Source organism: Type-D symbiont of Plautia stali (assembly GCF_001485335.1).
GTDB classification, from domain to species: domain Bacteria; phylum Pseudomonadota; class Gammaproteobacteria; order Enterobacterales; family Enterobacteriaceae; genus Pantoea; species Pantoea vagans_C.
The window spans coordinates 50,635-64,019 of sequence record NZ_BBOC01000024.1; the positions used below are offsets into that span (position 1 = coordinate 50,635).

Sequence of the window (13,385 nt, forward strand, 5' to 3'; positions counted from 1 at the left end):
GAGGTTTTTTATGTCTGAAGTGACATTTCCTGCAGGATTTTTATGGGGCGGCGCGTTAGCCGCTAATCAGTCAGAGGGGAGCTATCTGGCGGGCGGTAAGGGTTTGACGACGGTGGACATGATCCCGCACGGAGCAAACCGCATGCCAGTGAAATTAGGGCTGGAACCGCGTTTTGCATTACGTGAAGACGAGTATTATCCCAGCCATGATGCTATCGATTTTTATCGTCGCTACAAAGATGACATCGCACTGATGGCGGAAATGGGCTTCACCGTGTTCCGCACCTCTATCGCCTGGAGCCGTATTTACCCGAATGGCGATGAACTGACGCCCAATGAGGAAGGCATTGCCTTCTATCGCAGCCTGTTTGAAGAGTGCCAGAAGTATGGCATCACGCCACTGGTGACGTTATGTCATTTCGATGTGCCGATGCATCTGGTCACCGAGTATGGTTCCTGGCGCAACCGCAAGATGATTGAGTTCTTCGCGCGTTACGCCAAAACCTGCTTTGAGGCATTCAATGGACTAGTGAAATACTGGCTGACCTTCAATGAGATCAATATTCTGCTGCACAGTCCTTTCTCTGGTGCGGGGTTGGTATTCGGTCCAGAAGATAATCCAGAGCAGGTGAAATACCAGGCAGCTCATCATGAGTTGGTGGCTAGCGCACTGGTGACCAAAATCGCGCATGAGATCAATCCAGGAAACCAAGTGGGTTGCATGCTGGCGGGCGGTAACTTCTATCCCTGGTCCTGTAAACCGGAAGATGTCTGGGCGGCTCTGGAAAAGGATCGCGAAAACCTGTTCTTTATTGATGTGCAAGCGCGCGGTGCCTATCCCTCTTATGCTGCGCGCGTGTTCCGTGAAAAAGGTATTGAAATTGCCTGGCAGGATGGCGATGCCGAGATCCTGCGCCATACCGTTGATTTTGTCTCATTCAGCTATTACGCATCGCGCTGTGCCTCAGCGGATATGAATGAGAAAAACAGCAGCGCGGCTAATGTCGTGAAGTCCTTGACCAATCCCCATATCGAACGCAGCGCATGGGGCTGGGGCATCGATCCCTTGGGTCTGCGCATCACCATGAACATGATGTATGACCGCTACCAAAAACCGCTATTTTTAGTGGAAAACGGGCTGGGTGCACGCGACGAACCAGATGAAAACGGTGAAATTCACGACGATTACCGCATCAGTTATTTACGCCAGCATATTCATGCCATGGGCGAAGCGATTGCGGATGGCATTCCGGTCATCGGGTATACCACATGGGGATGCATCGACCTGGTGGCCGCCTCAACCGGTGAAATGAGTAAGCGTTACGGTTTTGTCTATGTCGATCGTGATGACCTGGGTAACGGCTCACTGGCGCGTTCGCGTAAAAAGTCTTTCTGGTGGTATAAGAAAGTCATTGCCAGTAACGGCAGTGACCTAGGTGATTAATTCGTTTTGTGGCGCAGCTTGCTGCGCCCTGCATCTCATTTAATAAGCCATGATCTCTATTAATGAATGGCGCTAATTATCCAACTGAATTAAAAGATAAGACTCTTCTGACAGAGAACATCTGTACTCTTTCGTAAAAGTCGATGGTACTATTTCCGCGATTAATCCAGCGGAATTGCGGCATGTTACGTTCTGATCCACGCCTTCACTTACGTGAAGTTCTCTTTCTGCTTTTTGCCCAGCTTAAAGTGGCGCTTGCCCTGATTGCTGCTGTTGCGTTTCTGCTGTTCTCGCTCTCTTCCCCTGCTCTTGCTGCGGGAAAAGATGACAAGGCCAATCGTATTGTCAGCGGTATTATCAGTTTTACCCGCTGGCCAGCCCTGCACGGCGCACCACAACTTTGTGTGTTCTCCTCTGCACAGCACCTCAACTTTCCCGCCAGCCCAACGGCAAACTCGCTGCCGTTTAGTGTCATTTACCTGAATAGTGACAATGAGTTAGCCAGTAATCGTTGCGATGCCATTTATTTTGGCGACCAGACCCCGCAACAACAGACGGAATTACTGGCCATGGAGCCCGGTAAAGCAGTGCTGTCGCTGGCTGAAAATAACCCAGATTGCGCCGTCGGTGCCGCTTTCTGTTTAATCTTCAATGCCGATCATCCCATGTTTTCCGTCAACCTTGACTCGCTGAGCCGCAGCGGCGTGCGAGTCAGCCCGGATGTGTTGTTGCTGTCGCGCAAAGGAAGCCAATAAGATGAAATTTGAAAAAATAAAAATGAGAAATCATCTATCCGCATAAAGCTGCGCAAAATCAGCATCATTAACTCGGCTGTTATTTTACTGCTGTGCTGGCTGCTGCTCTCTTCTACTTCGTTGCTGTTCATTAAACGCTATGAAAAAGAAATCTGGAGCTGATTGCCGCTACGCTAAGTAACAGTTTGACCGCTGCTACCGTATTTGAAGACAGCTATGATGCGCATAAAAAAATTGCCATGTTAGGCAATGAAGGTATGTTCGCCTCAGCAAAACTGGTCACTGATGATCAAACGGTATTAGTGAACTGGCAAGATCAGCAGCAGCAAAGCGGCTGGTATCAGAACTTCCTGCGTGAATGGATCTATGCTCGCCCGATCAGTGTGAATATCAATCATTCTGAGAATGTGGTCGGTACTCTGACACTGGTTGGCACGGTGACCGGGGCTGCCGACTTTATTCGCTATTCGGTGATGATTTTAACCAGCGGTATGATCTGCGTGCTGGTCGTCGCCTCACTGCTGAGCGCCTTTTTGCATCGCGGTATTCTGGTGTCACTGCGCAATATCACCAGTTCAATTCATTACGTTATCCGCTCCGGTGATTTTTCATTACGCATCCCAGAAAGCCGGACGAAAGAATTCCAGCTGTTCTCTGAAGACCTGAATTCGCTGTTGGCTGAGATGCAGTCATTACAAGCGTCACTGCTGCGCGATAACCGCTCGCTGGCAGCCAAAGCCTTAGAAGACCCGCTGACCGGTTTGGCCAACCGCGCCGCTTTTGTTGCTCAGTTGACCTCGCTGTTGGATAAACAGCTGGCGCAAGAGCAGTTTGTTTTGCTGTTCCTCGACGGTGACCGCTTCAAAAGCATCAACGACAACTGGGGGCATGCCGCTGGAGATGAAGTGCTACGCGCCATCGGTTCGCGTCTGGCATCACTGGCCTACAAACAGGATCTGGTCGCCCGACTGGGGGGTGATGAATTTGCCATGCTGATCACCAGTCGTGCCACCGAATCACAGTTGCAACTGCTCACCGAGGAGATTCGCAGCGCTATCGCGCAGAAGATCATGATTGCGGAAGGCACGCCGATTACCACTTCTGTCACCATTGGCTACGCCTGGTCACAACATGGCGATACCGTGGAATCGATTCTGGAACGTGCAGACATGAATATGTACAAAAACAAAGGGATCAATAAGGTACGGATATGAAGATAAAACTCTTTCTGCTGGTTTGTATTATGTCCATCGTCGGCTGTCAGTCACCTGGCCGTTTTACGGCGGCACAAATCTCGGCAATGCAAAGTGAAGGCTTTACTGAAAACAGTGAAGGCTGGGGCCTGGGCTTATCAGAGAAGATTTTATTTGGCATCAACGAGTCTCAGTTGACGCCTGGCAGCCAAACCACCATTGCTGCCATGGCGAGAAAACTGTCTGATACGGGGATCCAACATGTACGGATCGATGGCCACACCGATAACTACGGCAAAGCCTACTACAATCAGCAACTGTCACTCAAGCGCGCCAACGCCGTTGCGGCGCAATGGGCGCAGGGTGCCGCTGTGCCACGCACCAATATCACCACACGTGGCCTGGGGATGACCGCCCCGATTGCCAGCAACAACACGGCGCAAGGCCGTGCTCAAAACCGCCGCGTGGCGATTATTATTACTTCTCCGTAATTAACTGGCGGTCGAGTGCATATTGATAGAGTCGCTCGACCGCCAGGTTCTTCATTTTCACCTCACACATAATGTCGAAATCCTGGAATGACAGCACCCAGTCATTCAGCGTTTGATTGAAATAATAATCCGCATGAGCACGCAATTTAGATTTACTGACGGCTAAATCATGCTGGTCAGGAAAACCCTCATCTGGGATAAGCCCTTCCTGAGCAACCGAATAATGCAGCACCGGCCGCACGTCGCGCCAGGATTCGATGATCAACGGAATCCGCGCATCGTCCGCCAGTATATAGTGATTCTCTTTCACCCAATGGTGATGAATATCCAGCACCACCGGGCACATATCGCGGGCTTGAAGCACATCGTCTATCGAACAGGATATCTCGTCATTCTCGACCGTCAGCATATTGCGTGCCTCGGGAGAGAGCCGCAGAAAGGCGGCGCGAAATCCCTCAATGCCTTTCTTGCCATTCATATGAATGTTGATTTTGAAATCCTGGAACTGGCGGCCATAACCCATTGCGACAGCACAGCTGGCATGATACTCCACATCCTCAATCGCCCGGTCCACGACCCCTTCATTGTCTGAAGCAAGCACCGAATATTGGCCAGGATGGAAAGAGAGACGAATATTGTTCGCGCGGGCGAACTCGCCGCAGCGCGACAGCAGCGGCAGCAAATCAGGCATTAATTCTGCATAAATGACCGTGGCTTCGGGCACGGTATACAGCGGCAGCAGGTCGCTGCCAATACGCATCATGCGCAACGCGTCTGGCAACGTTGCCAACTGCTCCAGCATCCGAAATTGGTTTTCGAGATTCAGAGTGGCCAGATGAGAGAGCAAACTGGCCTGCGCCGCACGATCCAGGCTGAGAAAACGCGTGCGCGTGGTGGTTTTAAACGGAAATGGCTGCTTAGCCTGTGCATCTAAGAATTTGCACGCAAACCCTAATTTCATCTTACATCCCCTTCAGAACAGCCTGAAAGTGTAGCTGGCAATCTGAAGGTTGCAGAAAATATCAGGAACAGGCGCTAATGCTGTTTATCGTTGCCATCAACAAAAGCACGTGCCCTTTTTAACGACACGCACTCAGGTTGATAAGCCGGCTGGGGCTGCACAGGGGCAGGCATCCGCAGCGCTGAACGGAGTGAGTCTGCCAGGAGAGCCCGCAGGACGCGGGCGAAAGGTGGCGCTGGAACATGGATGTTCCATCGGCACCGGTCCGTAAGGCAGACGAATGAAGTGAAGGCACCGCGTCAGCGGCGCGAGGACCGCCTGCCCCTGTGCAGCCCCAGACGGCGCCCGCGTACAATCCAGCGCCAGCAGTCGACTACGTGCAAGCCAGCGCCAGAACGGTGCCAACGAAGTGATTCACTACACGCTCGGGAACGTAATACTACTCCCCGGTGCTTCTCGATGCAGATGGATAAAGTTAAGGTGACGTTCATACTGATCGAGGATATCGATAATCACCTGTTCCTTATTGTAATCCATCAAATCGTTACCCTGGCTCCCCTCCAGCAGGAAGGTCTCCAGCCGGTAATAGGTCGATTTACCGCTGCGGGCGCGATAGGTAAAGCCCGGCACCGAATACTGCTGTGGCCAAATCTGATACACGAAATCTTGCTCTTCGCCTAACAGCACACGCAGATCCAAATGCCCAAGCGGTTGCCCCTCTTCTGGCTCAACGCGCTCCAGAGACACCCGTCCTCCACGCAACTCCAGCTCTTTCGCCACATCCTGCATCGCCGGGAACAGCACTGTCTCCATCATCTGCTGGGTGTAGCGCGTACCGGGATAATTCATCAAGCGTGACAAACGTTTCTTCCAGCTCAAGCGATCGTTACTGGCCGGAATATAAGGCGCGGTCTCGCGGCTGGCACTGGCACGACGGTGATCTTCAACTTTTAGCGATTTATACAGTCCTGCCATCACGAAGAAAATCACAAAACTAAACGGCAGGCCCATAATCACCGTGGCATTCTGCAAGGCAGAAATACCGTTGGTCATCAGCATGCCCATCGTCAGCACCCCAATCGCCACCGACCAGAAAATACGCAACCAGTTAGGGGCATCGCTGTTAATATCTTTCAGTTTTGAGGTGAAGTTGCCCAACACCAACGAACCGGAATCCGCTGAGGTCACGTAAAACAGCATGCCGGTGATAGTGGCAACCGAAGCACTGAACTTAAAGGCAGGATACTGTGCCAGCAGACTGTAGAAACCGCGTTCAGCATGCGCCATCACTTCCTGAGCAAAACCGGCGTCGCCATGAATGATTTCATACAAGGCCGCGTTACCGAACACCGACAGCCACAACAGGGTAAAGGTGAAAGGAATAATCAGCGTGCCGAGTACAAACTCACGAATGGTACGACCACGTGAAATACGCGCCAGGAACAAACCGACAAACGGCGACCAGGCTACCCACCATGCCCAGAAGAACAGCGTCCAGCTGTTCATCCACTCTTTGGGCTGATCAAAGGCGAAGGTATTTAGCGTCATGCCCATAAAGCGGTTAATGTAATCGCCCACGTTCAGCACCAACGCATTCAGCAAGAAATCGGTTTTGCCCATAAACAGCACAAACAGAATCAAGCCCAGCGCCAGCGCAACATTCAGCTCCGACAAAATACGAATGCCTTTATCCACGCCCGAGGTCACGGAAATGGTGGCGATAATCACCGACAGCACAATCAGCGCCGCCTGCGCGGTAAAGCCTTCTGGAATATCAAACAGCACATTGAGGCCGTAATTGAGCTGAACCACACCAATCCCTAACGTGGTCGCGATACCGAAGATGGTTCCGACCACTGCAGCGATATCCACGGTATGACCAATAGGCCCATTGATGCGTTTGCCAAATATCGGATAGAGCGCAGAACGAATGGTGAGTGGCAGGTTATAGCGGTAACTAAAATAACCGAGCGCAATGCCCATCAGCGCGTACATTGACCAGCCGGTGACGCCATAGTGGAACAGCGTCCACACCATCGCCTGGCGTGCTGCCTCCATGGTTTGCCCGGCCCCTTCCGGTGGCTGCATATATTGCGTGACGGGTTCCGCCACTGAGAAGAACATCAGGTCAATGCCGATCCCCGCAGCAAACAGCATCGCTGACCAGCTTAATAAGCTGAATTCCGGTTTGGACTGCTCTGGCCCGAGTTTAATCGCGCCATAACGCGAGCACGCCATGTACACCACAAACACAATGTAGAGCGTCGCGGCGAGCATGTAGTACCAGCCAAAAGTCGACGTCACCCAATTCACGGTGGTCTGGATCAAGCTGGCTGCTAACTCGCTGTAAAAAATCGTGACAAGTGAAAATGTCAGAATCAGTCCGGCTGAGGTATAGAACACCACAGGATTGATTCTGTCTTTTTCACTGGCAGGTGGATTAATCATCGGTTACCTCTGGTTAATTTCCTGTAATAAATCAATTAATTATCTTGACCAGTTCACCTGGCCTTGTTGTTTTTAACTCCCCCGTCTTCCCTCCATCGGTTTCGATGCCCCGCATAGCCCGGTTCACCGCTGCGTTTTTGTAACAATCGAAGCACAGCATCCTAACAAAATTCTTTTTTATATTGAACGTGCAATCAAAAAAAGTTTTAATGGTGCCCTTACATTGTGGTGGAGCTGGAGTCATGCCAAAGGTGGGAATGCAGCCGATTCGTCGTCGGCAACTGATTGATGCAACCCTCGATACCATTAACGAAGTGGGGATCAACGATGCCACTATCGCGCAGATTGCGCGTCGTGCTGGCGTCTCGACGGGCATCATCAGTCACTACTTCAAAGACAAGAACGGTTTGCTGGAAGCCACCATGCGTGACGTAACGCGTCAACTGCGTGATGCGGTCGCCGCCAGATTAAAACCGTTGGCACAGGCCAGTACCGAAGCGCGGCTGCTGGCGATTGTGGAAGGCAACTTTGATGACACCCAGGTTCATAGTGCAGCGATGAAGGCTTGGCTGGATTTCTGGGCCAGCAGCATGCACCAACCGCAGTTGGGTCGTCTGGAACGCGTCAGCAGCAGCCGCTTATTCTCCACGCTGGCGGCTGAATTTCGCCGTGAATTACCGCGTGATCAAGCGCGTTTGGCGGCTCATGGGCTGGCATCGTTAATCGACGGACTCTGGCTACGCGCAGCACTGAGCGGCAGACCCTTCGATTTGGGCATTGCCCGTACGCTCACCACCCAATTCATCAGCCAGCAGCTAGCTGGCAAACAGAATCACTGAGGAAGGAGAAATCATGTCCCGATTCAACGAGCAACACCTGTACATTGATGGCGCACTGGTCCCTGCTGCTGCAGGCAATACATTCCAGACCATCAACCCAGCCAATGGCAAAGTGCTGGCCGATGTGCACGAAGCAGAACGCGCTGATGTCGATCGTGCTGTCGCAGCGGCGCAAAAAGGCCAAAAAATCTGGGCGGCGATGACCTCGATGGAACGCTCGCGCATTCTGCGTCGTGCAGTGGATATCCTGCGTGAGCGCAATGACGAACTCGCCGCCCTCGAAACCCTCGATACCGGTAAGCCATTGAGCGAAACCCAATATGTCGACATCGTCACCGGTGCCGACGTGTTGGAGTATTACGCCGGTTTAATCCCGACGCTGGAAGGTCAACAAATCCCGCTGCGCGACACATCTTTCGTCTATACCCGCCGTGAACCGCTGGGTGTGGTGGCCGGTATCGGTGCGTGGAACTACCCGATTCAGATCGCGCTATGGAAATCCGCCCCTGCTCTGGCAGCCGGAAACGCGATGATCTTCAAACCCAGCGAAGTGACCCCATTGACCGCGCTAAAACTGGCAGAAATTTACACCGAAGCCGGTGTGCCAGCCGGTGTCTTCAACGTATTGAATGGCCGTGGTGCCGTCACCGGACAGCTGCTGACTGACCATCCCGGCATCGACAAGGTCTCCTTTACTGGCGGGGTGGCCAGCGGCAAAAAAGTGATGGCGAACGCAGCCGGTTCGACCTTGAAAGAAGTCACCATGGAACTGGGCGGTAAATCCCCTCTGATTATTTTTGATGATGCCGATCTCGATCTGGCGGCGGATATCGCCATGATGGCCAACTTCTACAGCTCCGGCCAGGTCTGTACCAATGGAACGCGTGTGTTTATCCCGACCAAATTCCAGGCCGCATTTGAAGCGAAAATTGCCGAGCGCGTGGCGCGCATCAAAGCAGGCGATCTTAACGATCCTGCCACCAATTTCGGTCCGCTGGTCAGCTTCCCACATCGCGATAATGTGATGCGCTACATCGAAAGCGGTATCAGCGAAGGTGCGCGGCTGCTGTGCGGCGGCAAACGACTGAGTGGCGCTAATTTCGACAACGGTGCCTGGGTTGAACCCACGGTATTTACCGACTGCCACGACGACATGACCATTGTGCGCGAAGAGATCTTTGGGCCGGTAATGTCGATTCTGACTTACGAAAGCGAAGAAGAAGTGGTGCGTCGAGCCAATGCCACCGACTTCGGCCTGGCGGCAGGTGTGGTGACACAAGACCTTAACCGCGCGCACCGCGTGATTCACCAGATTGAAGCGGGCATCTGCTGGATCAACACCTGGGGTGAGTCTGCCGCCGAAATGCCGGTGGGTGGCTACAAACACTCGGGTATTGGCCGTGAGAACGGTCTGATGACACTGCAGAATTACACCCAGGTGAAGTCTGTGCAGGTCGAATTATCCCGTTTTCAGTCCGTATTTTAATTTAGCTTTAACCTGAGGAGCGACTAATGGAATTTGATTACATCATTATCGGAGCCGGATCCGCAGGGAACGTTTTGGCAACAAGACTGACCGAAGACAGCAGCGTTAACGTACTGCTATTAGAAGCCGGTGGCCCTGACTACCGCTTCGATTTCCGTACGCAGATGCCTGCAGCGTTGGCATACCCGCTACAGGGTAAACGCTACAACTGGGCGTATGAAACCGAGCCTGAGCCACATATGAATAACCGCCGCATGGAGTGCGGACGCGGTAAAGGCTTGGGTGGATCATCACTGATCAACGGTATGTGCTACATCCGCGGTAACGCCATGGATCTCGATAACTGGGCGCAGCAGCCTGGACTGGAGAGCTGGAGCTACCTTGACTGCCTGCCCTACTACCGGAAATCGGAAACGCGTGATATCGGTGCCAATGATTACCACGGCGGTGAAGGCCCGGTGAGTATCACCACCTGTAAGCCGGATAACAACCCACTGTTCGCCGCCATGATTGAGGCGGGCGTGGAGGCGGGCTATCCGCGCACTGAAGACCTGAATGGTTATCAGCAGGAAGGCTTTGGCCCGATGGATCGTTTTGTCACGCCAAAAGGTCGCCGTTCCAGCACCGCACGCGGCTATCTCGATACCGCAAAAGTGCGACCGAATCTGAAAATTGTGACGCACGCCACCACCGATCGCATCCTGTTTGAGGGCAAGCGCGCAGTCGGTGTGCAGTATCTACAGGGTTCGAGTAACACCTCGCATCAGGTTCATGCACGTCGTGAAGTATTGCTGTGCGCAGGCGCGATCGCTTCACCGCAAATTCTGCAGCGTTCGGGTGTCGGTTCAGCCGCGTTGTTAGAGAAGTTTGATATCCCAGTGGTACATGATTTGCCGGGCGTGGGTGAAAACTTGCAGGATCACCTTGAAATGTACCTGCAATATGAGTGCAAAGAGCCGGTTTCGCTCTACCCCGCGCTGAAATGGTACAACCAGCCTAAAATCGGTGCCGAGTGGTTGTTTAACGGCACGGGCATCGGTGCCAGTAACCAATTCGAAGGTGGCGGTTTCATCCGCAGCCGTGAAGAGTTTACCTGGCCGAATATTCAGTATCACTTCTTGCCCGTGGCGATTAACTACAACGGTTCCAACGCCGTAGAAGCGCATGGCTTCCAGTGTCACGTGGGTTCTATGCGTTCGCCCAGCCGCGGGCATGTGCGCATTAAATCGCGCGATCCTCGCCGCGATCCAGCCATTTTGTTTAACTACATGGCGCATGAGCAGGACTGGCATGAGTTTCGTGATGCGATTCGCATCACCCGACAGATCATCAATCAGCCCGCGCTGGATAAATACCGTGGCAAGGAAATCAGCCCAGGGCTCGATTGCCAGACTGATGAACAACTGGATGAGTTTGTGCGTAACCATGCAGAGACCGCCTATCACCCGTGCGGCACCTGCAAAATGGGCAGTGACGAGATGGCAGTCGTCGATGGTGAGGGCCGTGTGCATGGGCTGCAAGCACTGCGCGTGGTGGATGCCTCGATCATGCCGTTGATCATTACCGGCAACCTGAATGCCACCACCATTATGATTGGCGAAAAGATCGCAGATAACATTCGCGGTCGCCAGCCATTGCCGCGCAGTGAAGCGGATTACTTCGTCGCGGGCGATCGCCCGGTGCGCGGTGAACCAAAGCGCGCTTAAAGCTTTATCCCGGGGCGGCCTATAAGTCGCCCCTACGACCCGCTCAGATACGCCAGAATCAATCGCTGCAGCTCCTGTTTGATCTCCACGGAATGCAGCTCATCACGTCTTGATGCATCATGCACCACCCCTTCCACAGCGGATGCCAACACTTTGGCAGCCACTAACGCGCGAGCTGACCCCTCACCTAAGATCTGCGTAACGAAGCGCTGATAAAATTCGGCATAGCGTTGTTCAAAATCTTCATGTGCTTTGCGCTCAGACAGTGGCACTTCATCAAGTAACACCCGGTGCAAACTCGGGTTGATTAAATGTGCATGGATAACGCCCTCGACTAAGCGTTCAATTCGCCTGTCGAGGGAATCCTCGTTGATCGCCGCATTGGCCAACACCAGCAAAATCGCATCCAGATGTTGCTGACGAATCGCCTCAGCCAGAGCCAGTTTATTGGGAAAGTATTGATACAGTGAACCAATACTGACACCGGCAATTCGCGCAACTTCATTGGTGTTGAACTTTGACCAGCCATTCTTCGCCAGGACGCGAGCTGCCGCCTGCAAAATCACATCTACCATGACCTGCGACCGCCGCTGGCGCGGGGCTTTGCGCATCGATCGCGATGCGTCAATGACACGAGTATTCATTAGAGGGTCCTCAAACGATAATACGAGTATTCACTCACATACCGAGGAAAACCGTGATGTTACTCGAAAAATTATCTAGCAGGGAAATTCGTTTGCGCCAACTGAGCAGTGGCATGCCCACACGCAACAACTTTGATCTGGTTGAGAACCTTGTACCGCCTCCTGAACGGCATCAGGTGTTGATCAAAAACCGTTGGTTCCGCGTCTCCATCTCTACACGCTTGATGATGAGCGTGGAGGCTGAAGCGGTAAAAGGGATCCCCTTCCCGCCTTTGCAAATCGGTGATGCTTTAGCGGATGCCGCCATTGGTGAAGTGATCAGTGCATCGGCGGACAGTGGATTATTGCCAGGAGATTTTGTGATTCATCCCAGTGGCTGGCGCGAGTTGGCGCTGGTAGACAGGCAGCAGTGCGTGCGCTTAGGCAGAGAGATCCATCACCCTGCTGCCTATCTCGGCCATGGCTGGACGGCTTACGCGGCGTTAACGCAAGGCATTCAGGTGCATCAGGGTGATACGGTTTTTGTTTCCAGCGGGGCTGGGGCTATCGGGTCCATGGCGGGACAGATTGCGCGTAAGCTCGGAGCGTCACGGGTGATCGGCAGTACGGGTTCAGCGGATAAAGCGCTCTGGATGCAACAGCAGTTGGGTTATGACGCGACAATACAACGAGGCAAAGGGCCAATCGCGCAACAGCTGCAGGAATGCGCCCCTGAAGGCATTGATGTGTTTGTCGATATTGTGGGTGGCGAGCAGTTAGCTGCGGCGGTTGCACAGGCGCGAGAGCATGCGCGCCTGGTGCTGCTCGGCGCCCTTTCCGCTGAGCTGGCTGCCAGCCAATCCACTAAGATCGCTCCGGTCGATATTGATTCGTTCGCCTTGATCGTAAAAGGTGTGACCCTCAAAGGCTACAGCGCTGACGAACATCCCAAGGTGTTTGATAGCTGGATAAGCCAACTATCGCACCCTGACTGGCAGGATATTCATTTTGCTTCCACTGTTTATCAGGGCTTGGATGCCGCACCTCAGGCGTTAGCCGATGCCTGCAGCGGCAAGGCACGCGGCGTGGTGCTGGTGGCGCTTTAATCGGTAAAGTCCGGGCTACCCGGCAAATTGATTACCCTTTAAGCGGGTGTCGGTCGCCATAAATGGCGACCCTACAAGATTCGATACTGTATTTTCGTAGGGTGCGCATTTAGGTGCAAACCGGGCACATAGGTAACACTTTAGACCGGGCACATGGGTAACAGTTATAAATTGGTATAGCAGAGGAGACTCACTATGCCCTGGACTGAGACTGTTACCATGCAACGCCTTCATTTCATCCTCGCCTGTCAGGCAGGCGAGAAATCCATGACCGAGCTTTGCCACCTTCACGGCATTAGTCGAAAAACCGGCTATAAATGGCTTAAGCGATTT

At 53.0% G+C, this 13,385-nt stretch carries 11 protein-coding genes and 1 pseudogene; 9 read left to right on the top strand and 3 right to left on the bottom strand.

Features of this window, described 5'->3' with window-relative positions; genetic code table 11:
• The first annotated feature begins 10 nt into the window (after positions 1-10).
• The 4 genes and pseudogenes from PSSD_RS09960 (at position 11) to yfiB (ending at position 3,883) form a co-directional block, all read left to right on the top strand.
• Positions 11-1,444 (top strand): 6-phospho-beta-glucosidase, encoded by a 1,434-nt coding sequence (locus tag PSSD_RS09960; protein WP_058971130.1) that lies wholly within the window; start codon positions 11-13, stop codon positions 1,442-1,444.
• A gap of 182 nt (positions 1,445-1,626) precedes the next feature.
• Positions 1,627-2,199: a regulatory sequestration protein YfiR gene (gene yfiR / locus PSSD_RS09965; protein ID WP_064511453.1), complete on the top strand. Its 573-nt coding sequence runs from the start codon at positions 1,627-1,629 to the stop codon at positions 2,197-2,199.
• Position 2,200: 1 nt separating this feature from the next.
• Positions 2,201-3,413: pseudogene (dgcN, locus tag PSSD_RS09970) on the top strand (diguanylate cyclase DgcN/YfiN).
• Entirely contained in the window at positions 3,410-3,883 is a 474-nt protein-coding gene (yfiB, locus tag PSSD_RS09975; protein WP_058971136.1) for an outer membrane lipoprotein YfiB, read from the top strand. Before dgcN ends, yfiB begins: the two are co-directional and overlap by 4 nt.
• On the opposite strand, the gene uvsE is transcribed toward yfiB, so the two are convergent.
• Positions 3,870-4,844, bottom strand: coding sequence for a UV DNA damage repair endonuclease UvsE (uvsE, locus tag PSSD_RS09980; RefSeq protein ID WP_058971140.1), 975 nt, complete (start codon positions 4,842-4,844; stop codon positions 3,870-3,872). The two genes, yfiB and uvsE, sit on opposite strands and share 14 nt — an antisense overlap.
• Before the next feature lie 417 nt (positions 4,845-5,261).
• Positions 5,262-7,292: a choline transporter gene (locus tag PSSD_RS09985; RefSeq protein WP_058971143.1), complete on the bottom strand. Its 2,031-nt coding sequence runs from the start codon at positions 7,290-7,292 to the stop codon at positions 5,262-5,264.
• 242 nt (positions 7,293-7,534) lie between these two features.
• Between PSSD_RS09985 and betI the strand changes: the two genes are divergently transcribed.
• From betI to betA, 3 genes are read left to right on the top strand one after another with little or no spacing between them, the layout of a single operon-like run.
• Positions 7,535-8,131, top strand: coding sequence for a transcriptional regulator BetI (gene betI, locus PSSD_RS09990; RefSeq protein WP_058971146.1), 597 nt, complete (start codon positions 7,535-7,537; stop codon positions 8,129-8,131).
• Between the two features lie 13 nt (positions 8,132-8,144).
• A complete protein-coding gene (gene betB / locus PSSD_RS09995) occupies positions 8,145-9,617 on the top strand; it encodes a betaine-aldehyde dehydrogenase (RefSeq protein ID WP_058971149.1) in 1,473 nt (490 codons plus the stop codon).
• 26 nt (positions 9,618-9,643) lie between these two features.
• On the top strand, positions 9,644-11,323 hold the full coding sequence (betA, locus tag PSSD_RS10000; RefSeq protein ID WP_058971152.1) for a choline dehydrogenase: 1,680 nt from the start codon (positions 9,644-9,646) through the stop codon (positions 11,321-11,323).
• Positions 11,324-11,355: 32 nt separating this feature from the next.
• Here betA and PSSD_RS10005 read toward each other — a convergent pair whose 3' ends face one another.
• A complete protein-coding gene (locus PSSD_RS10005; RefSeq protein ID WP_058971155.1) occupies positions 11,356-11,967 on the bottom strand; it encodes a TetR/AcrR family transcriptional regulator in 612 nt (203 codons plus the stop codon).
• Positions 11,968-12,023: 56 nt separating this feature from the next.
• Here PSSD_RS10005 and PSSD_RS10010 point away from each other — a divergent pair, with 56 nt between their 5' ends.
• Positions 12,024-13,052 carry an MDR family NADP-dependent oxidoreductase gene (locus tag PSSD_RS10010; protein WP_058971158.1) on the top strand — a complete coding sequence of 343 codons (1,029 nt, stop codon included), beginning with the start codon at positions 12,024-12,026 and terminating at the stop codon, positions 13,050-13,052.
• A gap of 219 nt (positions 13,053-13,271) precedes the next feature.
• Positions 13,272-13,385, top strand: a 114-nt coding sequence (locus PSSD_RS28355; protein WP_268810630.1) for a helix-turn-helix domain-containing protein, incomplete at its 3' end; no start/stop codon positions are given.